This is a genomic window from Pseudobutyrivibrio xylanivorans (assembly GCF_010906925.1).
Classification (GTDB): Bacteria; Bacillota; Clostridia; order Lachnospirales; family Lachnospiraceae; genus Pseudobutyrivibrio.
Window position 1 is genome coordinate 450531 of the sequence record NZ_VTVE01000002.1, and the last position, 23071, is coordinate 473601.

At 38.3% G+C, this 23071-nt stretch carries 25 protein-coding genes; 1 reads left to right on the top strand and 24 read right to left on the bottom strand.

The annotated features are described in order from the left end of the window. Position 1 precedes the first annotated feature (1 nt). From F0Q01_RS08870 to F0Q01_RS08930, 13 genes are all read right to left on the bottom strand, one after another. Positions 2–883, bottom strand: a complete 882-nt coding sequence (locus tag F0Q01_RS08870) for a carbohydrate ABC transporter permease (RefSeq protein ID WP_176753723.1) — start codon at positions 881–883, stop codon at positions 2–4. A 90-nt stretch (positions 884–973) separates the two neighbouring features. Further along, a complete protein-coding gene (locus tag F0Q01_RS08875; RefSeq protein WP_090153137.1) occupies positions 974–2329 on the bottom strand; it encodes an ABC transporter substrate-binding protein in 1356 nt (451 codons plus the stop codon). Between the two features lie 240 nt (positions 2330–2569). Beyond that, complete coding sequence (locus F0Q01_RS08880) at positions 2570–3505, bottom strand: AraC family transcriptional regulator (protein ID WP_090153139.1); 936 nt, start codon at positions 3503–3505, stop codon at positions 2570–2572. 15 nt (positions 3506–3520) lie between these two features. Beyond that, a complete protein-coding gene (locus F0Q01_RS08885) occupies positions 3521–4843 on the bottom strand; it encodes an ABC transporter substrate-binding protein (protein WP_090488248.1) in 1323 nt (440 codons plus the stop codon). A 21-nt stretch (positions 4844–4864) separates the two neighbouring features. Beyond that, positions 4865–6055, bottom strand: a complete 1191-nt coding sequence (locus tag F0Q01_RS08890; protein ID WP_090488250.1) for a pyridoxal phosphate-dependent aminotransferase — start codon at positions 6053–6055, stop codon at positions 4865–4867. 50 nt (positions 6056–6105) lie between these two features. After that, complete coding sequence (locus F0Q01_RS08895) at positions 6106–7488, bottom strand: sensor domain-containing diguanylate cyclase (RefSeq protein ID WP_242941854.1); 1383 nt, start codon at positions 7486–7488, stop codon at positions 6106–6108. A gap of 89 nt (positions 7489–7577) precedes the next feature. After that, positions 7578–8489 carry a DMT family transporter gene (locus tag F0Q01_RS08900; protein ID WP_090488252.1) on the bottom strand — a complete coding sequence of 304 codons (912 nt, stop codon included), beginning with the start codon at positions 8487–8489 and terminating at the stop codon, positions 7578–7580. A 72-nt stretch (positions 8490–8561) separates the two neighbouring features. Beyond that, on the bottom strand, positions 8562–8738 hold the full coding sequence (locus F0Q01_RS08905; RefSeq protein ID WP_163927207.1) for a hypothetical protein: 177 nt from the start codon (positions 8736–8738) through the stop codon (positions 8562–8564). A 47-nt stretch (positions 8739–8785) separates the two neighbouring features. Continuing rightward, entirely contained in the window at positions 8786–9724 is a 939-nt protein-coding gene (locus F0Q01_RS08910; RefSeq protein ID WP_090153150.1) for a D-2-hydroxyacid dehydrogenase, read from the bottom strand. A gap of 29 nt (positions 9725–9753) precedes the next feature. Continuing rightward, positions 9754–10056, bottom strand: coding sequence for a Dabb family protein (locus F0Q01_RS08915; protein ID WP_090153152.1), 303 nt, complete (start codon positions 10054–10056; stop codon positions 9754–9756). A gap of 90 nt (positions 10057–10146) precedes the next feature. Then, positions 10147–10689 (bottom strand): rubrerythrin, encoded by a 543-nt coding sequence (rbr, locus tag F0Q01_RS08920; RefSeq protein WP_090488254.1) that lies wholly within the window; start codon positions 10687–10689, stop codon positions 10147–10149. A gap of 60 nt (positions 10690–10749) precedes the next feature. Beyond that, positions 10750–11271, bottom strand: coding sequence for a 5' nucleotidase, NT5C type (locus tag F0Q01_RS08925; RefSeq protein ID WP_090488256.1), 522 nt, complete (start codon positions 11269–11271; stop codon positions 10750–10752). 348 nt (positions 11272–11619) lie between these two features. Then, complete coding sequence (locus F0Q01_RS08930; RefSeq protein WP_090488258.1) at positions 11620–12240, bottom strand: metal-dependent hydrolase; 621 nt, start codon at positions 12238–12240, stop codon at positions 11620–11622. A gap of 127 nt (positions 12241–12367) precedes the next feature. On the opposite strand from F0Q01_RS08930, the gene F0Q01_RS08935 reads away from it, so the two are divergent. Continuing rightward, positions 12368–12640 (top strand): DUF1294 domain-containing protein, encoded by a 273-nt coding sequence (locus F0Q01_RS08935; protein WP_090488260.1) that lies wholly within the window; start codon positions 12368–12370, stop codon positions 12638–12640. Positions 12641–12644: 4 nt separating this feature from the next. Here the strand turns inward: F0Q01_RS08935 and sfsA are convergent, their stop codons facing one another. The 11 genes from sfsA to F0Q01_RS08990 all read right to left on the bottom strand — a co-directional run bounded on the left by sfsA (position 12645) and on the right by F0Q01_RS08990 (position 22912). Next, positions 12645–13304 carry a DNA/RNA nuclease SfsA gene (gene sfsA, locus F0Q01_RS08940; protein WP_090488262.1) on the bottom strand — a complete coding sequence of 220 codons (660 nt, stop codon included), beginning with the start codon at positions 13302–13304 and terminating at the stop codon, positions 12645–12647. A 21-nt stretch (positions 13305–13325) separates the two neighbouring features. Further along, a complete protein-coding gene (locus tag F0Q01_RS08945) occupies positions 13326–15902 on the bottom strand; it encodes a PEP/pyruvate-binding domain-containing protein (protein WP_090488264.1) in 2577 nt (858 codons plus the stop codon). Positions 15903–15934: 32 nt separating this feature from the next. After that, positions 15935–16924 (bottom strand): guanosine polyphosphate pyrophosphohydrolase, encoded by a 990-nt coding sequence (locus tag F0Q01_RS08950; RefSeq protein ID WP_090488266.1) that lies wholly within the window; start codon positions 16922–16924, stop codon positions 15935–15937. 197 nt (positions 16925–17121) lie between these two features. Then, positions 17122–17709: an AAA family ATPase gene (locus F0Q01_RS08955; RefSeq protein ID WP_090488268.1), complete on the bottom strand. Its 588-nt coding sequence runs from the start codon at positions 17707–17709 to the stop codon at positions 17122–17124. A 10-nt stretch (positions 17710–17719) separates the two neighbouring features. Beyond that, complete coding sequence (locus tag F0Q01_RS08960) at positions 17720–18463, bottom strand: amino acid ABC transporter ATP-binding protein (protein ID WP_090153179.1); 744 nt, start codon at positions 18461–18463, stop codon at positions 17720–17722. After that, positions 18453–19124: an amino acid ABC transporter permease gene (locus tag F0Q01_RS08965; protein WP_090153182.1), complete on the bottom strand. Its 672-nt coding sequence runs from the start codon at positions 19122–19124 to the stop codon at positions 18453–18455. The genes F0Q01_RS08960 and F0Q01_RS08965 overlap by 11 nt, the downstream gene beginning before the upstream one ends. A gap of 50 nt (positions 19125–19174) precedes the next feature. Then, the gene (locus F0Q01_RS08970; protein WP_090153185.1) at positions 19175–19966 is read right to left on the bottom strand and encodes a transporter substrate-binding domain-containing protein; all 792 of its coding nucleotides are present in this window, start codon (positions 19964–19966) and stop codon (positions 19175–19177) included. Between the two features lie 16 nt (positions 19967–19982). Continuing rightward, positions 19983–20684 (bottom strand): gamma-glutamyl-gamma-aminobutyrate hydrolase family protein, encoded by a 702-nt coding sequence (locus tag F0Q01_RS08975; protein ID WP_242941855.1) that lies wholly within the window; start codon positions 20682–20684, stop codon positions 19983–19985. Positions 20685–20792: 108 nt separating this feature from the next. Then, positions 20793–21341: a prolyl-tRNA synthetase associated domain-containing protein gene (locus F0Q01_RS08980; RefSeq protein WP_090488271.1), complete on the bottom strand. Its 549-nt coding sequence runs from the start codon at positions 21339–21341 to the stop codon at positions 20793–20795. A 41-nt stretch (positions 21342–21382) separates the two neighbouring features. Next, positions 21383–21784, bottom strand: a complete 402-nt coding sequence (locus F0Q01_RS08985; protein ID WP_090153190.1) for a (deoxy)nucleoside triphosphate pyrophosphohydrolase — start codon at positions 21782–21784, stop codon at positions 21383–21385. A 9-nt stretch (positions 21785–21793) separates the two neighbouring features. Continuing rightward, positions 21794–22912 (bottom strand): CapA family protein, encoded by a 1119-nt coding sequence (locus F0Q01_RS08990; protein ID WP_090488273.1) that lies wholly within the window; start codon positions 22910–22912, stop codon positions 21794–21796. Positions 22913–23071 lie beyond the last annotated feature (159 nt).

Below are 23071 nucleotides of genomic sequence, written 5' to 3' on the forward strand. Positions count from 1 at the left end.
CTTAGTCACGAGTATCACCTACTTTCAAATTGATGAATGCAAGTATTGCCACCATGATAAATACTAAAAATGCCATTGCCGATGTGTATCCCAGTGCACCTACACCCTGTCCAAATGCTTGATTGTAAATGTAATGTGACATTGTGATTGTAGAATTTGCAGGACCACCACTTGTTAAGTTCATTGACTCATCAAAGAGCTGCAATGTACCATTTATTGACATTATTGCTGTCATAACAATGGTCGGTTTTAGAAGTGGCACAGTTACGTACCAAAATGTCTTCCAGCCTGTGGCTCCATCGATTTTGGCTGCCTCGTATACGGAATACTCTATATTCTGAAGACCAGCCAGATAAAATACCATGTTATATCCTGTCCATCTCCAGATTAGGGCTATTATGATAACTGCCTTTGCTGTTCCCGGTGTGCCTAAGAAATTTATATTCTCGCTGATCAAACCAAGTTTCATGAGCACAGAATTTACAAGGCCCTGTGTAGCAAACATTGATTTGAAAATTATTGAGTATGATACTAGGGAAGTTGCACATGGTAAAAAGATACATGTTCTGAATAATCCCTTGAATTTAAGGTCCTTATTGTTAAGAAGCTGTGCTAATAATATTGCAAGCACAAGCATAATAGGGACCTCGATTATAAGATAAAAGAATGTATTTTTCATTGACTGAATGAAAATACCATCCTGAAACATTCGAGTGTAATTGTATGTAAGTGGATCAGCGAAAACTGTATTTACGCCTTTTCCTTTTTTTAACGATGTGATAAAAGCCTGAATAATTGGATAAAAACTCATTATAAAAATGAGAACTGTTGCTGGTGTTAAGAACGCCCAGCCGGCTGCCAATTGTTTATTTGCAAGCGTCATTCCTTTTCTTTTATTTTCCACTTTGGCATCCCCCTTCTTTAAAAATGGGAAGTGGGCTAGCCACTTCCCAAAGAAATTCATTTACAACTATTAATCTAATTCCATTTCAAATCTAAGCTGCTCTTCTGCATTTGCAATAGCTGCTTCTGGATCCTCGCCATTTGTAAGGACATTCTGAAGAGCTGTTCCAAGCTGTGTACGTGCTGCATAGTGATAATCTGACTGCTCTACTGTAGGTACATGCTGTGTATACTCAACGATTGTTGCGTAAATTGGCTGGTCATTGAAGAAAGGAACACCCTGTGAATATACATCTGACTCTGCAGCTGCTGCACATGTTCCGATTACACCACCATTTACAAGAGCTTCATCGTATGTGATTGACTGTCCGTCTGCTGCTGACTCTCCACCAAATGTGTATGAAAGGAACTGAAGTGCAAGATCCTTCTTCTGGCAATTTGCTGTGATATAAAGTGATGAACCACCATTTGATGCATAGCCTGGCTTTCCTGTAAGTGTTGGAGCTGTTGTAATCTCCCACTTTCCTGAGTTGTCAGCTACCTGCTCGATTGTAGGAATAATCCAGTTACCATTGTAAACACCTGCTACTAAGTCACCCTGGATAGCCTGATCTGTGTAGTCTGACCAGTCATTTGCAAGGTAGAGAACATTATCCTGAGCAAGCTTTACAACTACATTGAATACTTCTACAAGTGTCTCATTATCCTTGAAGTATGGCTCGCCATCTTTGAACTGAGAAACACCCTCTGCCTGAAGCATCATGTAGAATAAGTCGTTTCCATCCCCATCCATGCAAAGTAAATACTTACCTGTCTTTTCGTATACCTTTTTGCCGATTTCATCGAACTCATCCCATGTGATGCCTGTTACATCATCAATTGTGTAACCTGCTTCAGCAAGGAGATCTGTTCTATATGCAAAAATAGCTGTTCCTGCATCTACTGGGAATCCATAGTGAACTCCATTGATTGTTGAGTATGAAAGCTTCTCAGCTCCAAGTCCTGACCAATCACAAGTTGCATCCTCTGCTGACTGCCATGCATCAGGATAGTTTGTTACGTACTGCTGAATATAATGATCCTGGAAAAGCACGATATCTGGTAATGTGCTATAGTCTCCAGCTTCTGCTGCATTTGTGATTTTTGTCTCTACATCTGATGATTGAGACTGTGTAATAATCTCAAGATGGAAATCTGGATTAACCTCCTGGAAATCCTTCTCTGCTGCCTTAAGTGCTGGAATATTAAAGTTTTCATCCCAAGCATACACTGTTAAAGTGTTCTCATCTTCTGACTGTACATTTTCCTCTGCACCGTCAGCACCTGCTGCTCCCCCTTCTGCGCCAGTTCCGTCAGAACCTCCACATGCTACTAGCGAAGAAACCATTGCTCCTGCGAGCATTACTGATAGTAATTTTTTCTTCATCTCTCTCCATTCTCCTTCTCTCTTAGATATTTGGCGCTTTCTTGTACACAATGCACAATTCCTTTCCCAATATGCGCCCCTCATATGGTCATAATACTAATTAATTATTGTTATTTGTTAAATATAATTGCTCTAAAAAATTGCATATTCGCTCATTTAAATCTATGAGAATAATTATTTTTCACTGTTATTGTGTCTAAAATATGTAAAAAAAAGAATGACCTGTGGCCATTCTCTTTCCTACCAGCCCTTCTTAGCGCTGATTTTATAATTCTTTTTTGTAAGTCCTGTAGTGTTCTTGTCCTTTTTCCATTGATATGGAGTTTTGCTAGTTAGCTTTTTGAAATTGCGATTGAATGTAGATGGAGTCTGATAGCCTACTCTAAATCCTATCTCCTCCATGGCGTAATCTGTGGTCTGCATAAGCTCACAAGCCTTATCAATGCGAATCATATTCAGATAATCAAGAGGCTTCATACTCATGCTCTCTTCAAATATACGTCTGAAATGACTCTCAGATAATCCGCATTCGTCCGCCACATCCGACATTTTAATCTCCTCAGCAAAATGCTCCGCAATGTAATTAACACTTCGCTCGATATAGCTATTAAGTCGCTTCTCTTCAAGTGTAAGAGATGAGCTCATGTCTTCATTGAGCCTCAATAGCTCTGCAACAAATGCTCTAAGATAACCCTTAACAGCCTGTCTGTAATAAGGTTTTTTCTCGCGATACTCCTCCATTACAGAACGAACTAAAGCTGTAAGATTTTTATTTTGGTTCCATTGAATGACGTACCCTTGGTTGTTAATACGCTTTATAACCTCCTCAGGTATCAATCTATGAAACTGCATTTCTTTTCTAATAAAATTATCAATATCGATAAACAGGTATTCCCATTTGCATATGCCATCATTAAGACTTTTGGTCTCATGAGGTATATTTTCCGGGATTATAGTGATTATTCCACCTTTATAATTAACGGTGGATTCCTCAATAGTAAGTTTGCCATTTCCCCAATAGCAATACCCTATTTCCATATAATTATGAAAATGTAAAAGGTTCTCTGTCTCCGCTCCGTAGCTTTGAACCCAGCTTTCCCCCAAAAGAGCAAGCACATATTCATCCGATGGAATCTCGTAATACCTGTATTCTATCTGACGTTTTTGCTTTGCCATTACCTATTTCCTAAACTAATACTTTGGTTCGGTCTCCTTTTTATATTCTGTCTCAGCTGTAGCTAGTGCCTCATCAATGTCAGTGCCATTTTTTATAATATCAAGCACTGCCTGTGACATGTATTTTCTACATACATAATGATAATCCGATTGTTCTACCGATGGAACAAGCTGAGAGTACTCTACTATTGTTGCGTAAATTGGCTGATTGTTAAAATACTCAACACCCTGAGTATATACATCAGAGCCTGCTGCTGCAACACAAGAACCTACAACTCCTGCATTAAGTAAAGCATCATCATAAGTGATTGAGCTGCCATCTATTGCTGAACCACCGCCAAATGTATATGCCAAAAAGTCCTTGGCTAACATAGAGTTCTTGCAATTAGAAGTCACACAAAGAGATGATCCACCATTTGATGCGTAGCCTGGAATGCCTGTAAATGTAGGTGCGTATGTGATTTCCCATTTGCCTGAATTAGCCTTAACCTGCTGAATAGAGCTAATAATCCAGTTGCCATCATAGACACCGGCAACCATATCATTTCCAATAGCATTATCAACGTAATCGTCCCAATCCTCTGCAAGATAAAGTACGTTATCATTAACTAATTGTACAATTGTCTCTACTACCTCTTTTAGCTTCTCATTGCCTACAATAAAAGGACTACCGCTTCTGAACTGGGACTCACCCTCAGCCTGAAGCATCATGTAGATTAAATCATTATCCTTACCAATGGCGCTAATTAGGTACTTTCCTGTCTTCTGATATACGTCTTTACCGATTTCATCGAACTCTTTCCATGTGATATCGGTAACATCCTCTAATGTATATCCACATTCTTTTAAAATATCTACTCTATATGCAAAAATTGTAGTACCTGAATCCACTGGAAAACCATAGTGAACTCCATTTACCACTGAATATGATACCTTATCAGAGCCTAGATTATCCCAGTCTACAATGGCATCTTCAACTGACATAAAAGAACCGGAATATGCCTTAACATACTTCTGGATACTGTGATCCTGAAATAAAACTATATCTGGTAGTGAAGAGAAATCCTTTGCCTTATAGGCATCCTCAACAGCATCCTCTATGGCATCTGAATTTCCCATATTCACAATATTCAATTCAAAATTAGGATTAACCTGTTTGTAATCCTTTTCAGCTGCCTTAAGGGCTGGAATATTAAAATTGTCATCCCAAGCATACACGGTAAGAGTGTCATCAGAGCCAGCCATATCTGAAATGACTTCCTGACTTTTCTTAGCACAGCTTGAAAGTGATAACATCATTCCAGCTATTAAAACTGCAGATAATAATTTCTTTCTCAAATAAATCGCCTCCTGTATAAACTAGAGTCCGCACTCCTTAGCCAAAGCTTCAAATGCTGGTATTGAGCGCTTAATCATCTCATAGTCTACGCAATATGCCATTCTAATATATCCTGGGCAACCGAAGGATTTGGTAGATACCAAAATAATGTGATGCTTCTTAGCAAGAGAAACAAACTCTTCCTCGTCCTCCATAGGTGCCTTTACAAGCAAATAAAATGCGCCCTGTGGCTTAACTACCTTGAAACCAAGGGATGTAAGCTTGTCATATAATAGCTTTCTGTTTCTATCGTAGAAATCAAGATCTACTCCCTCATCCAAACATCTAGAAACAACCAACTGGAATAATGATGGTGCATTAACATAGCCTAAGCATCTATTTGCTACAGCCATTGCATTTATCATTTCGTCATAACAATCCATTTTCTTAGAAAGAGCCATGTAACCAATTCTCTCACCTGGAAGAGAAAGTGTCTTAGAGAATGAATAGATATAAATACTGTTCTTGATAATTGAAGGAATATAAGGTACCACCTCATTATCATAAACAAGCTCTCTATATGGCTCATCCGCAAGTACGTAAATTGGATGACCTATTCTTTTTTCTGCTTTTTCAATTATAGCGCCAAGCTGCTTAATTGTCTCCTCTGGGAAAATTCTACCAGATGGATTGTTAGGATTATTGATAATAATGCACTTAGTCTTTGGATTGATAAGGGCATCTAATTCATTAATATTTAAATCAAAGTTGTCCATATCAGGTGGGACAACAACTAATTTGCCGCCGTAGTTAGCTGCATAGTTGCGATACTCTCCAAAATAAGGGGCAAATGCAATAACTTCATCATCTGTCTCGATAAGTGCTCTGAAGATGCAGTTCATGGCGCCTGCTGCACCAACTGTCATGACGATATCTCCTGCATCATAGCCCATGTCAAATCTCTTATTAAGATTTACTGCTACATTAGCTCTAACCTCGTCAAATCCTGCATTTTTCATATATCCATGGACGTAAGAGTCTGGATTTTCAGCTAATATATCTTTGATTGACTCAGTAACTTTTGCCGGCACCGGTGACGCTGGATTTCCCAAACTGAAATCATAAACATTTTCTGAACCAACTTCTGCCGCTAATTGTAAGCCCTCTTCAAATAGCTTTCTGATAGTAGAACTTCCAGCAACTAGGGCTTCCATACTTTTTGAAATAACCATTTCTTCCGTCCTCTCTTTCACTTTAGTACGCTAAATTATTTTATTATATATCACTCCTTTCGTCTATCGTTTTTGCTATAAAACTCTGTTTTGTCAGCATACATATTTTTATCTGCTATATTAACTAAATCCTCAACATCTAAGCATTTTTCGCTCCATACAGAACCTATCGCCATTGAAATCTTTTTACTCTTCTTTCGAAGTCTCTCTACATGCTGGGCAAAAGTCTCCTCACTAACCTGAGGCATCACTACCACAAATTCATCTCCACCAATTCGATAGCAATATTTCTTTTTAAAGATGGATGCTATTGCCTCAGAGGCCTCTTTTATTACATTATCACCTGCTTCATGTCCCATCTCATCATTTACCGACTTCAATCCATTTATATCCACAAAGCATATTCCAACGGAAATATCCATTCCCTCTAGCATTCCAATTTTAGAGTTAAAAGCTTTTCTGTTTCCAGCGTCTGTGAGAATATCGTGCTCACTCATATATAGCATTTCCGACTGAAGGATATAGTTTCTAACTTCTTCTGAGATAAAAATTGCTACAGATTCAACTACTTCTTTTATATTTACATCTGTTTCTCGACTGATATTATCAACCAGCAAATATCCAATAATCGTATTTTTATCTGTCAATTTAGCTAGCACGTAGTTTGAAACTTTTCCTGATAACATACCTGCATAGGCTTGTTGGTTTTTTACATTTACAAGCAATGTATCTTCGATAATTATTATATTCTCGCCATACATCTGCTTGTTCCACATTGTAAAAATGTCGTATTGCTCGAATTCTTTTCTAGATGGCAGTCCTGTTCCATTTACTCTGTCCGACCATTCGACGATTTCTCCTATTTCACCCTTGTTATTTTCTATAATCATAGCCCTGTCAGCTTTAAGGGTTGTTCCGAGGATTTTCAAAGCAGCCTTAATTCCTTTTTTGAAATCACCTGCAGACAATGCTTTAGCGCATTCAATAATTACGTTGTTGGATTTTGTAGTTATTTCCTTGGTATCTTCCTTGCGTTTTTCAGCTGTTACGTCATGAATAATAAAGGCACAAAATCCCTTTTTAAATACAGGCACCGCCCAGAATTCAAACCATTTATTAAATTGTGTATTATAGGTGCGATTAATTACAGACTGACGCATGATTGCAGCTTGATAACTAAGCCTAATCCAATCCTCGTCCCTATTAGATACCGTCGAGTAATAGGTTGCGCCTATTAACTCAGCGGAAGGTTTGCCAACTAATGAAGCGTATTTTTCATTGGCAAATAGAAACAGCATGTCTCGGACTGTACCAAATGGATCTGTCACCACCTGGAAAACACAGCATGCATCTGGCAAGTCCTTAAGCATCCTTAATATATCCCCATCAGAGTAGTCAATTGTAGACATTACTACTTCGTTTTTCTCACTCAAACTTCCCCTCCTAACGTCACGTAAAAACCAATATTTTCAATGTCTATCCCCAAAATATTACACACTTTCCGTTTATTATACCATCTATTCTATTCTCCCTCAATCACTGCAAGGGCTAGAATTCCGGCAATTACTAAAAACAGGAAGAAATACTGAAGCTTAGTAAGCTTCTCTTTTAAAACAATTCTAGACAGAATAAGTGATACTACACATACCGATGAAATGATAGGGGCTGCAATTGCTCCATCTCCACTCATGGCATACACATATGTAAACTGACCTGCTGTCTCACAAACACCTGCTAAAATCTTATCCCTCTGTGTAGGAAGTTCAAATTTAACTCCCTTGATTTTCATAAATATCAAAAGAACTACTGCGCAAATGAAAAATGTAAGCTCATAGGATGTATTGGCAACATCCTCAATTGTTGCTTCTGTGATATTTGAAAGTGGGCTTGTTTCAATATCAAGGAAATATATATCAAGAAGACTTCCTATGGCATCTATGATTGCGTAGCAAAATGGCATTGCAAATGCTATAATTGCCATCTTCTTCCCAAGCTTTTTCTTTCTATCAGTGTCTCCTGTATTATCTAGAAATCCAATACCTAATATACCAATTACAATTACTACAATGGCTATCGCAGAACCTGCTGCAATAGTCTCACCTAGAACTACAACTGCTAAAAGGGAGCAAATAGCACCAGATGTGTTTTCGATTGGATCTGAGATGGACTCTTCTATAAATCTCATTCCGAAGAATGAAAATGCCATTGAAATAATATAACAAAGGGATACTGGAAGATAATTAATGAGATTTTTAGGGTCGTATCCAATATCTCCTGTTATAAGTGTAAATACGGCATGAATGCCCATTATGAAACCTACGCAGACGCATATTTTAAGATGAGCAAACTTCTCATCAGGCCTTGCACCCTTCTTATAAAATAGTTCTGCTAGACCCCATATAAAGGTAGTCGCAAGAGCGAAAAATAACCACATAATATTACTCTCTTTCTTTTTAAAATTTGCCTCTATTAAAACATAAAGAAAAGACTGTTGTTACAGCCTTTTCTATTTATTTGAGTCGGGTAAATCTATGTTTATACTAACATCGATATTTGCCTTATTAATTTTGTCCTTATTTATCCTCATTTGAGCATCATGCAAAATATCGCGAATCTTTTCCAAATCTTCATACGCATCATCAGATGAGTATGGCTTGTTTTCATCCTGAAAGTTAAAATCCATAAGCCAAGTCCCCATTTTTAATTACTTAGGAACTTCAGTTTATCAGATTATTTTGAAGAAATGATGTCCTCTATCTGGCCCTCGATAATTTTCATTAGACGCTGTCTTGCCTCTACAGCCGCCCATGCAATATGAGGTGTGATAATAAGCTTTGTGCTGTCCTTGATTCTAACAAGTGGATTGTCGCTAGACATAGGCTCCACATCAAGTACATCAAGACCTGCTGCTGCAATTTGTCCACACTCTAGTGCGTCAGCTAAGTCTTTTTCCACAATAATAGGACCTCTTCCCACATTTACCAGAATAGCTGTGTTTTTCATCTTCTCAAGGGCAGTCTTATCAATCAAATGAAGTGTATTTTCATCAAGTGGTGCGTGGATAGTGATGATATCCGATGTGGATAAAAGTGTATCAAAATCCACTTCCTTGTAGATATCTGAGTGATTACGTCCTGTAGTAGAAAAATAAACTACATTGGCTCCAAGGCATGTTGCAATCTCAGCCACTCTGCTTCCAATTGCGCCAAGTCCGATTATGCCCCATGTTTTGCCACTGATTTCATTGAAATGCTTTTCAAAATGAGTGAACATCCTATCATTAACATAGCGCTCACTTTTTACATACTCATCATAGTAGCTTAGGTGCTCATAAAGGTGAAGTGCAAGTGCAAGTGTATGCTGGGCAACTGCCTCTGTAGAATAGCCAGCTACATTTCTCCATTCTATGCCTCTGCTGGCAAGATAATCCTTGTCCAGGTTGTTGGTACCTGTAGCTGTGACACACACAAGCTTCAAGGATTTTGCCTGACCAATTGTTGACTCGTTAACTAGCACCTTATTGAGTACGATAATATCTGCATCTTTTACTCTCTCAGGGACTTCCTCTGAAGTAGAATAGTCGTAGATAACCACCTCTCCAAATCTCTCAAACCCAGAGAGATCAATGTCTTCTCCAATTGTTTTTCTGTCTAGGAATACTATCTTCATTTTGCTTCTCTTTTCGTATTACTTATTATCTATACCTCAAAATCAAGGCACACTCTTGATGCTGTGTATGGTCGTACCTTGCCGTCTGCTACAGCAACATGCTCTGGATGAACTGCATATCCCTTAAGAGATGCCTCATCCTCAAAAGAAGAATCAAGCATCAAATCTGCATTTGAGCTTGGCAATCCTTCTGTGTAAACCTTTATATCAATTAATCCAGGAATCTTGCCCTGAAGTGCCTCAAGACCCTCTTTGATACCAGCCTTGATTTTAGCCTTCTCCTCTGGGGAAAACTCTTCCTTTAAAGTCCATAAAATAACGTGCTTTACCATAAACTATCCTCCTAAAAAAATTCTTATAAAATCAGGGCCATGCTGAGCTTGTCAACATTGACCCTGAAAACAAATCCATAGTGTTAAGAATTAATAATTCTCTTCTCTAACCTCGAAGTATGCCTTTGGATGCTTGCAAACTGGACAAACCTCTGGGGCCTCTGTTCCAACTACAATGTGACCACAGTTGCGGCACTCCCACATAGTTACGCCACTCTTTTTGAATACTTCCATAGCCTCTACGTTGTTAAGAAGCTTGCGATAGCGCTCCTCGTGAGCCTTCTCGATAGCACCAACACCTCTGAACTGTTCTGCAAGTTCTGGGAAGCCCTCTTCATCTGCTTCCTTAGCCATGCGATCATACATGTCTGTCCACTCAGCATTCTCACCCTCTGCTGCATGGAGAAGATTCTCTGGAGTAGTTCCAACTCCGCCTAAAGCCTTGAACCAAAGCTTAGCATGCTCCTTTTCATTGTCAGCTGTCTTTAAAAATAATGCTGCAATCTGCTCGTATCCAGCTTTCTTAGCAACTGAAGCGAAATATGTATATTTGTTGCGAGCCATTGATTCGCCAGCAAATGCCTCCCAAAGGTTCTTCTCTGTCTTAGTGCCTGCGTATTTGTTCTCTGCCATTTTTTATCCTCCTTTTACACTAAAAAACTCTCCTCCCCTTTAAGATTGATTATCGCTAATCTATGCACTTTTTGCAAGTGTGTTTTGCGCAATTAATTGAGACACAATCCCTTTTATAGTGGTGCACATTGCATTAGGATTCATACGGCTAGATATCATAAATCCATTCCACATGCCCTTTGTAGCATTGATCCCATTTAGATATTTGATTCCATAGCAATTCTTAGCTAAAATCCACTCCTCCAAATTCTTAGAGTAGTCGTCAATTAAAATAGATGTAAAATCCTGATCTATATACTTTTGCTTGGGCTGGCCATAAGGAACAAATATCCTCTGTAAATGTCCTAAACCGTTGTTATCAAGCCACGTTATTTTGTCATCCATGGAATGATTATCCTGATAAACAGCTGATAAAATACTGACATCATATTCCTCTGAAAGCATCTTAACCGCATCTATCAATCTCTCATCCGGCTCCAACGCTGCAAAATATCCTGGCTCAAATGTGTCTTCTATTGATGCATCCATGTTCCACTTTGCTATGCATCCATCCATGTCTATGTATATTTTAATCTTCTCCATACCAGCACCTCCTACGTCTGTTAATTAATCCCGCCATTTCTGGGCAGGTTATCTGCTGATATTATTGTAAAAAAAAGAAGTGCCCCTTTATAAGGACACTCCGAAATGCTTTTCAAAATTTATTTAGTCGACATATCCGCTCTTTAAATACTCAACGAATGTCATTAATGTGCCGTTTTCGCTGTCAAATAACTCTCTAAATAAGCCCATCGTCTAACCTCCTATTAAGCTGATTCCTAATTACACCATTAGAATACCATCTTTTTTAGAAAGTTCCATTGGGCAAATATACAAATTAAACAAATTGCAACACCTAAAACTGTGCACTATGTATAAATCAATAGGATTTTACCCCCTTTTTGGCAGTAAAACCAAAAAATGCTGATAGTACAAAACGCAAACCGCGATGAGCCAAATATAGCCAAATATCATTATTACAGTGTTAAGCGCTGACTTGGACTTGCATATTTTAAGGCTTACTCCCTTTTCTCTAGGATAAAACAACTGGACCGGACGATATGTTAAAACGTCCAGCAATAAATGGGATGCAAATCCTATAATGAAGCCTAAAAGCACTGGCTTTGAAAATAAAAATATACCTATTCCATATAGTCCAAATGCCGTCAGAGAATGAGAAAATCCTCTGTGTTCCGATTCTCTAGCAAAATACCCGGTAATCAATATTATCAAAAGCCCAAGAACCAAAGAAATAATGTGGGTCTGCATAAAGTATTCAAACATGCTGCCATGAGCAACAATATCTATATACAAGGCTGCCACTGATAGTATGGTGGCTATAGACCTGCCTAATACTGCATCCTTTGATACACCGATCTTACAGTCTATGTCACATAAAATACTTCCTACCGATGCCCCTATAACAATAGGACACAGTTCTTGTATAGTCTCTGGCGCCAGAATTGTAAGAGAGCTGGCCACTCCTATTGCAATGTGTGTCTTACTAAGCATAACATTTCTCCCATTTTCCTAATCCCTCCTTATATGATAAATCTTTTTTTATTTTAGACAAATAGTTTGCATCTTTTATTTTAGATTTTTTATAATAGACCCATACTATTTGCTAGGGAGATTATTTATGAAAGATATTATTATTTCTTATTTAGTGATGATGAATGCACTAGGTCTTGCCGTTATGGGACTTGATAAAAAGAAGGCTATTTCAAATCAATGGCGCATCCCAGAAAAAACTCTATTTTTAGTCAGCGCTATCGGAGGCAGTATCGGCACTCTTTTAGGTATGTACCTATTCCGCCACAAGACAAAACACTGGTATTTCGTCATTGGAATGCCTTTCATTCTTGCAATTCATTTAGTTTTAGGGTGGCTAATATATACAAAAAGCTTCTAAATCATCATGATTTAGAAGCTTTTATTGTAAGCTCATCCTTTTTCACATTACACTCTAAGTTAAGCACCTCTACCCCTGCTTCCTTAGCCTCATTAAGGGCTACCCCAAACTCAGGGTGGGTCTCTATGTTTGGTCTTACCTCACTGACGCCCTCCACTTGAATTACAAAAGCTGCCATGGCTTTGTATCCTTTGTCTATGGCTGCGGTAAGTTCTCTAAGATGCTTTACTCCTCGCTCGGTAGGAGCATCTGGGAAGTAACCTATCCCATCTTTTATCAGGGTGCAGCCCTTTACCTCAAGAAGATATTTATCCTTTCCTTTTTCCATGTAAAAATCGATTCTAGAGTTCCCGTATTTGTACTCAGGCACAACCAGGTCGTAGTCCTGCTTCATAAGCCACTCTTTTACTACAGCGTTTGGTGCCTGAGAATCTATATTTACAATCCCAATAGGTGTCTCTACTGCCACCAAATCAAAAGGTGTTTTTCTATCAGGATTACTTGCTTTTTCCAAGTACACAGTCCTTCCTGGAATTAACAATTCCTTACAACGTCCCGTGTTTTTTACATGGACTTTTATTTCTTCTCCATGGACCTCTACATTAGCTATAAATCTGTTGGGTCTAGATATAAATTTTGCTTCTACGATGCATTCATATTTCATGGAAAAGATAATAGCATAATTCTATCTCTCATAACATATTATTCTTTCATTTTTCATGTCATTGCATAAGTAAATATCCTTTTCGGAAACATCATACACTTTTACTATTTCTTCTATCTCCCTATAATTGCTATCCATCTCTACCAAAATATTCTTATTTCCCTTCAACAATCCCATATTAAAGACCTTCGTCTTTTCATTTTCAAAAATGGCATTATATAGTATTCCTGATTCCACTAGATCCTGGAAGAAATGGCTTCCATAAGAAAGCTCTGGATTGTATCCCGCCTCAGAATTTGCAATCTCGCAAATTGCTTCAAACTCACTTATATCCGCAAATGCTGTAGGTACTCCAAGCTCAGGAGATGTTGTTCCAATGCGCCCTGGTACCATGAGAAGCATCTTTTTTCCCTGATTACGCATCTTCCAATTTATCCTTCCGATGGCATTAGCAATAATGTACTTATCCTTGTAGCCCATGTTGTAATATTTAACAGCATCAACGTAGACTATTAAATCCATCTTTTCCACTCTGGATAATCCCATTGAAGACTTTTCGCATTCAAATAAAATCTTATTTTCATCAATATTTTCCGGCATTTCAAAATCCATTGAATCCTCAAAAATCTGAAGCGGTCGGCACTGCAGAATGTTAATTACATAATCTCCATTCTCAGCAAAATTGATAGTAAACTCTGTGTCCACAGGATATTCATATGTTTCTTGAATAGTTCTCAAAATGTCTTTCATCTGAGCCATTAATTCATCCTTTGTAACTATTCCATAGCAAGAAATAAACTGTATATCTCTAGGATGTCCCTGTTCACGATAGATGCTTTCTGCCTCATAATCATGTTCTAAAAGCAGGCCCTGTAAATAAAATGGCATAAATGGTTTTATTGTATCCAGCTCTACCTGCTGCAACTTCCCTTCAGCTCGATTAATAAGTTCCAGTTTCTTCTGCGAATATCTATGTTTTTCGATGCTATTTTTCGCTGTTGAGGCCTTTGGCTTATCAAGGCTTACAAGTCTTGGATATGAGCCCTCCGTTCTATCCACTGCTGACGTTCCAAGTCCCATTACTAGACGAAGCATTCCTGCTGTTGGCTGCAGACTTTCCATAAATCGATATGGGCTGTATGAATAACCAACGCCTGCTGCACAAGGCATATAATATTCCCCATAATATGAACCCGAAACTCTCTGAATCAAAAGAGCCATCTGCTCATCTCTTGCCTGCAGTCCACGACGATTTCTATAATCTAAGGCTGACTTACTCATCGTGCTAGCATAAACTGTACGAATCGCATCCTCAAGTTCCAAAAGTCTTTGTTCCATATCCCCTGCATTCGGGCAAAATACTGATTCATACTTTCCTGCAAACGCATTGCCAAATCCGTCTTCTAAAATAGAGCTAGACCTTACAATAATTGGATCTTGACCGTAATACTCAAGAAGCTTAACCAACTCTTCTTCCATATCTCGCGAAAACTTTCCCGTTTTTAGACGATTTGCAAACTCCTCCGCCAAACTAAAATATTCTTCTGGCTTTCGCTGTCTTACCCTAATATCCCAAAAGTGGTTCTCCACAATAAATGTATAAAATACATCAGAGCCCACATAAAAGGAATCATGGGGCTCAAACTTATCAAATATATCAGGCCTACTGTTCTCAATAATCTTTCTGGCAAGGAGCATTCCGCAGGATTTTCCACCTATCATGCCCGTTCCAATCATCCTATTTTTCACATTAAGATAATCCTCGGCCCTAAAGTTTTCTTTTATCATGATGCGCATCCTTTCATCTCTGCTCATCATGATATTGCACATTCTATTACACTGCTCAGTGACGTCAATGCCATTTTCGTGCATGGTCTTTGTCATATCAAAAAATCTATCCCAACTATCCTTGTTTCCACGGTCTGCATTTGATGTTTCAGTTTCAAGTAACTGATAAAAATGGCTAGCCATTACACCATCAAGCATCGGCTTAAATGTACCATTTTCAGGCTCATAAATATGAGGCAAAAACATTGTCTCAGAATACCTATTCCAAACCTTATCTGGCCTTACATATACATGCTTTGAATCTGAATAAACATCTAGAAATAGCTGTGTTGTATCACGAATTTTAGCTATTGCTTTAAATGAATGCTTACCTCTAATCAATGGGAAGAAGGCCACAGTATCAAGTGAAAAAAGATATGGGCAGGTTACTTGAAAAAAATTACCCATCATAAGGTCTGTAGCCCAGGCAGTCTGAAGTTCTGACAGACAATCAAATACAAAGAAGGCATCAACACCTTCCCTTTCAATTATTTCATGAATAGCAACTGTAAAAGTCTCAAATCTGTGGGACAGTTCCACATTAACAATCTTCAAACCTTCCTGTGGTTCAAAGAGTGGCTCGTGAGATGCAAATCTAACATAAATTAGATTTCTCCCATCCTCTATTGCCTGCTTCACGTATGGACCTGCAAAAAGCATAAAATCCTCTAGCTTATCCACCCTCCAGACAACATTATCCCCAAATCTAATGTTGTCAAACTGCTCATCCATTTGCGGAATACCAGAACATACTCTATCAAATGCTGCCATTGTAAATTCCCCCAAGTTATTAATCTACTTTTTTAATCCACCAATCCATTTTGAAATCTTGATAAATGTTCAAACGGCAAAATCTGTCTACCCCTAAATAGTCCACATCCATCATTAATCAGGCTGTTATTTTCCGCTGTAAACATATTTACATCTATCTTTGATAAATCTATATCTTCAAGAGCTACCACTCGCTCATACGCCTCATCGAAGTATAAACATTCTCCTACTGGTATTTCATTTCTTCTACTATGCTGCTGTTCTTGAGCCTTCACATATCTTAAATGGTTTGAATTTCCTATTTCTGCGCTGTCATCCATGGCCTTTGTTCTAAGCTGAACTTCTACATAACATCTTGCCATCTCATCAAACAGTGTTAGATGCAAAGATCTATATCCAGCACTGGTTGGCTCATGAACATAATCTCTATAAATATCTCTCAAGTTCTCATCCAACAAGTCAGAGCATTCCCTACCCTCAAGATTTGATTTCACAACAGCAAATCCCTGTTCTGATAAAAAAGAGGGAAGTGCATTTGCTATTTCGTATAATAGCTTTATCTCTTCTTCCTCACTGTCCTGTCCCTCTTTAAGGTGACACTTAGGCAAGGATATTACTATCCTATAAGCAATCAAATCCCTGAAGCAGCTTAACTTTTCTTTTACTTCCTGTATAGCAGGAAAATGATGATACTGCTGATAATACTCATATATAAAATCCACTATATATCTATTAAATTTTTCCTCTGATCTGATAATGGATTTAATTCTCCCTTTAAAAGTAAATGCAAGATAATAATACTTCTCCACCATGTATTTATAAAACTCTCTTATTCGCTGGGACTGAGACGTCAAGAACTCATTATGCTCCAATAACTCGTATATTGTTTCAAGAAATGAACAATGAACTATATCTATTTGATTATGGGAATCCATCGCGCTTGCCTCTAAATCATCCATATACTTTTGCAGTATTCTAAAAATCGTCTCACCATCATACAAATAATCGTTAAGTTTTATCATATTACCTTCCTTCCCATTTTTTAATTCACTATTCCACCGTAGTTCCAAGAATTGTTCTTGATTTACCATCTCCGTTTTGCTTTTTTAGCATAAAAAAAGGCGACGCAAATAAATGCGACGCCTTTGTCGAAAACAAAATATTTTTTTTAATTATAATTAGTTATCTTTTCCCATGTCAATACGCAATAGTCTATCCACTAAAACTTTGCCGCATTACAAATGATATCTACACAATTATCTATTCCAAGTGTTGAACTCTTTACTGATAAATCATAGAATTCTGCATTACCAAATTCTGTGTGTGTATAATATTTACAATATTTCTTACGAGCCTTATCAACAGAATGTAATCTCTCAAGGACCTTAGCTTCCGGCACATCTGGCATTTTACCCATCATTCTCTTTAATCTGAAGCGCTCGCTTGCAGAAATGAAAACATGAAGACTCTTATCATATTCCTTAAGAATAAAGTTTGCATTTCGTCCTACGATTACACAATTACCCTTTTCAGCAACCTTTCTAATAGCTTCTCTTTGCGCATTAAAAAGCCGCTCATCTAAAGGCTTGTTGTAAAAATCAAATAAGCTTTGTCCAAATCCAAATTCCTTTGGAACTTTTTCATCATAGTAGCGAATCTCCTCAGGTGAAAGATTTCCGCTTTCTATGGCAGTCCTTACAATCATATCTTTGTCGCAATAATAGTATCCAAGTCTCTCTGCCACTGCCTGGCCAATTGTGCTACCACCTGCTCCAAATTGTCTGCTAATTGTAATTATATTTTTCATATAGCCCCCACTATAATACTTTGTTTAAGAAATCTATTGTTCTTTCTTCCTTAGGATTGAGCAATACTTCCTGTGGAGTTCCCTCTTCCACAATGTATCCTCCATCCATGAAAATAACCCTATCTGCCACTTCTCTTGCAAATCCCATTTCGTGTGTGACAATCACCATTGTCATACCATCTGCTGCAAGTGACTTCATAACCTGAAGAACTTCTCCTACCATTTCTGGATCAAGTGCACTTGTTGGCTCATCGAAAAGCATAATGTCTGGCTCCATGCAAAGAGCTCTAGCAATGGCTACACGTTGCTTCTGCCCACCTGAAAGCTGGCTAGGAAAGCTATTTGCCTTATCCTCAAGGCCTACTCGCTCAAGCATCTTTTTTGCTCGTTCTGTAGCCTCTTCCTTTGAGCATTTTCCTAATTCTACAGGAGCCAATGTAAGATTATCGATGATGTTAAGGTTGTTAAAAAGATTAAAATGCTGGAAAACCATTCCAATCTTTTCTCTCACATGATTAATATTTACCTGCTTGCTTAAAATCTCTTCGCCGTCTACTACTATTAATCCTGCACTTGCCTTCTCAAGTCTGTTAAGACATCTTAGGAATGTGGACTTTCCTGAGCCTGATGGTCCGATTACGCATACTACCTCGCCACCATACACTTCTGTTGAAATGTCCTTTAATACTTCAAGGCTTCCAAATTTTTTATTTAAATGTTCTACTTTGATTTTAACTGTACTCTTATCTACCAATGCTTAACCTCCTCTCAACCATCTTTGCACTACGTGAAAGGATAGTGATAACAATCAAATACATAATTCCTACAACAGCCCATGTCTGGAATGACATAAATGTATTAGCCTGAACATTTTTCGCTGTATTTACTAATTCAGGGAATCCAATTACTGAAAGGATAGAGGTATCCTTTAATGTAATAATAAACTGATTAATAAATGTAGGAATCATAGTACGTATTGCCTGAGGAAGCACTACCTTTCTCATGGCCATACCGTATGTAAGACCAAGTGAGCGAGCTGCCTCCATCTGTCCTGGATCAACGGACTGAATACCTGCTCTGACAATCTCTGCCATGTAGGCACCGCAGTTGAGAGCCAAACAGATAGTACCAGCCTGAAGAGCTGACAAGCTTATATTGAATCCACCTACCATTGTGTTAAATAAATAAGGGATTCCAAAATAGACAAAAAATGCCAATACAATCATTGGCACACCACGAATTACATCTACGAATATTTGCGAAATAACATTGCATGCTCTATTTTTAAGCACACCTAAAATACCGAAAAACAAGCCTATAATGCAGGCAAAAAATAATCCCAATAATGCCAAAAGAAGCGTTCTTCCTAGAGCGCCACATAGCATAGGTCCATATACTGTTATAATTTTAATCATATATTATCCTCAATAATCAGTGGGCAGTTTAAGCTGCCCACATTAGTTTCTTATTCTCCAAGGTACTTGCTAATAATCTCATCGTATGTTCCGTTAGCCTTGATATTCTTAAGACCTGCATTGAACATATCTACAAGCTCCTGATTGTCAGCATTGAAAATTGCAAATCCGTACTGTGCTGGATCATTACCTGTTCCATCTACAATCTTCATAGCAATGCCTGTCTCCTTGATGTTAGAAGCCATGATTGGTGTATCATCAAATACTGCTGCAACCTGTCCACCAACTACTGCCTGATACATTGTTGGAGAATCCTCAAAATATGTAACTGTAAATCCGTATTCTGATGCTAATTCTTCAGCATATGTTGCACTCATACTAGCTGTCTTAACTGCAACTGACTTTCCTGCTAAATCATCAAAACCATCGATATCTGATGATGCCTCTACTGCCATACTCTGGTTAGCATCATAATATCCATCAGAGAAAATCCAACCAGATGCCTTACGCTCCTCTGTGATAGATGCACCAGCGATCATTCCATCTGCCTGACCAGCCTGACATGCTGCAATAGCTGCATCCCAGCCAAGTACATCAACCTTGTACTCAAATCCCTGGTCCTTAGCAACTGCGTCTAAGATTTCCATATCAATACCAACAAAATCGCCATTATCATCTGTGTACTCAAATGGCTTAAAAGCTGTATCTGTAGCGATTACCCATACTTTTTCACCTGAACCCTCTGATGCCTCTGGCTTCTGCTCTGATGCTGTGTCGCCACATCCTACCATTGTTGCCATAGTAGCAACAGCCATTAAAACTGCTAGAACTCTTTTCTTCATAATTAATCTCCTTCCTTTATATACATTCTTTAATAAATGCCTTAATTAAATTCATGCTTTCCTCATTATTCTCATAGGAAAACTCTGGGTGCCACTGCACTCCTATTGCAAATCTGTGATTCTTCACAGCTATTGCCTCAACTAATCCATCCTCAGATTCAGCCATCTTCTCCACCTTTGGCGACAATGTTTTTATAGCCTGATGGTGATAACTGTTAACCTCGTGAATGCCACTTCCTATTATTTTTGCCAACCTAGTGCCTTCTAGCACCTGAACTTTATGGGCTGGCCTATTATAAGGAGGACTCATATGGTGTTCTACCCTGCAATTATATTCTGTAGGTAAATCCTGGTAAAGACTACCACCAAGATATGCATTTATAAATTGAAGCCCTCTGCATATACCCAAAAAAGGCTTATCGTCCACCAAACATCGGTCCAATATAAAGCTTTCCATAAAATCTCTTGATTTGCAAGGCTTTCCGCAAGTAGCTTTTGCTTTTTCGCCATATACATCTGGCGATACGTCATGGCCTCCTGTAAAGAGAATGCCTGTACACAAGCTATATGCTTCTGATAATTCTTCTTCATCTTCTGTCAGAGGTAGCACTATTGGCAGTCCTCCTGCTTTTTCTATTGCCTTCATATACCCTGGCAACATCCAAAAGCTTTCTCTTTCATCGTCATATAAAGGTATCAGTCCTATTATCGGTCTCAATTTTGCCTCCTATAAAGCAAAAAGGCGCCTGCTCATAGTGCAGACGCCCTTGTCTTTTTCATACTTTACAACTTTTATAATTATTGTGCAAGGCTTATTTCTAAGGAATTAATCCTCGCCTACTAGCTTAACTACCTCATAATCATGGGATACTGCTGGTAAAAATTTCTCCAATATGAAATTTGTCTTTATCTTAAGGCTGCTTGTGCATACACATGGGTGACAACCAATATAATCACCTTTTATGACATCCTCATCAATTAAAAGCTTTACTGCACCGTCCTTGTCATTCATTAAACCCATGACACTGACCGCACCAGGCTCTATATCCAAGTATTTTAACATATCTTCCGCATCTGCAAATGATAATCTGGCTGAATTTATCTGCTGGGACAATTCTTTTGTTTTAAACTTTTTATCACCTGGCATTAAAAGCAGATAAAAATTGGTCTTTTGTCTGTTGCATAAAAACAGGTTTTTACACATTAGGGTGCCAAGCTTTTTATCTACTTCCTCACATGCCTCCATTGTTGTGGCTGGCTCATGATCCACTCTTTCATATTCAATCTGAAGCTCATCTAAATAATCGTAAACTCGCACCTCTCGTTCTAGTCTTCCGGTCAAATCTGCAGGTCTTCCGGTCTGTAATTCTGTCATAATATTCTCCTCTTGATTCGATTTAAAGTTGTATTTATATGCTAAATCTGTTGTTTTAACTTTTCTATAAGGGTTATATCCGCTGGCAGCCAATCCACATCATCTATGGTTTCTTTTGTAAGCCATCTAGCGGCCTCATGTTCCTTTAAAACCAAATCACCCTCTACAATTTCGCTCCAAAAACAGTCCATGGATAAATGAAATGTTGGATAATCATACTCGATTGTATCTATTAAATCTCCTACTTGAACTATAGTATCAAGCTCTTCTTTTATCTCTCTTTTAAGCGCTTCTTTTGGAGTCTCTCCTGCTTCTATTTTCCCACCTGGAAATTCCCAACCATCTTTGTAATCTCCATAACCTCTTTGGGTGGCAAATATCATGGGCTGGCCTTTTTCATTTTTTGCTTTTATTACTGCTGCAACTACCCTAACTGTCTTCATTATTTCCCCTTATTCTGATACCTCAACTTTTCCATCATTACTTATCTCTACATTTACAGATATATCTTCAAGCCTGTCATATAATGCTCTTTGGTCCTTGCTATCTGCCACATATGTGGTAGTACAATTTGCCTGCAATGCTGGTGTAATAAGCACTTCCATATGATCCTCATCATTGTCTCCGTAGCAATGAAGTGTCACAAGCATTGTATCTAGTGTCTTCTCGTTAAACCAGTAATTACCTAAGCTATATACAATAGGCACTCCCTCATAATACTCAAATCCCTGCAAACAGTGAGTATGGGCGCCTATAATTACATCTGCTCCTGCATCAATATATTCATGGGCAGTCTGCACCTGTACTTTCTCTAATTCTGTAGAATACTCTGTACCCCAATGTGGTAATGCCACAACTATATCCGCATTTGCGTCTGCTTCTTCGATCTCCTTATCAAAAAGCTCAGTGTCATAGCATCTTAAGATACCTGGCTCGGTTTCTGTTGCCTGGGGTGTCATTCTATTTTTTTCCGCCCTAGAGGCTGCTACAAAAGCAATTGTTTTCCCTTCAACCTCCATATATACCGGTTGGCTAGCCTCAGCCAAATTATGGCCTGCTCCTACATAAGGGATTCCCTCCTGCTCCAATGTGGTAAATGTATCTAGCAACGCATCCTTTCCATAGTCATAAACATGATTATTAGCAAGGCCAACTATATCTACTCCCAGCTCCTTAAGATTCTCCACCCTATCTGGATTGGCTCTAAATGTGTAAGCCTTACCATCAAGCGGATTTCCACGGTCACTGTAGGTAAACTCATTATTTATCCACATTATATCTGCCTGCTGCATAGTACTTATCAACTCAGGCGCTATACAGTCTTCTATACCATTTTCACAGGTATTCAAATACTGGGTTGTGACCCAATTTTCGTCAAAATTAATATCTCCAGCAAAACATAGGGTGAAGTCATATTCCCCATTGTCCTGTATTTCTTCAACACTAGTCGCATCTGCCACTTGGGCTTTTGCCTCTATTTTTTCTTCTTTAGCTATGTTGGGTTTGCTACCACAGCCTACAAAACAAACTGCTACACAAAGACCAACTGCTACCTGTTTTCTACTATTCATAATTATCCTTAAAATATGATTTTCAATATCATAAAAATTTTAACCGTTATGCTCCTTTATTTAAAGCACTAGGTATATTTTACCATTTTAAAAAAGTCTAGTAACTCCCCATTTTTCGCGCTTTTTCTAATCTAAACAGTTTAAATGTTGCAAATATGT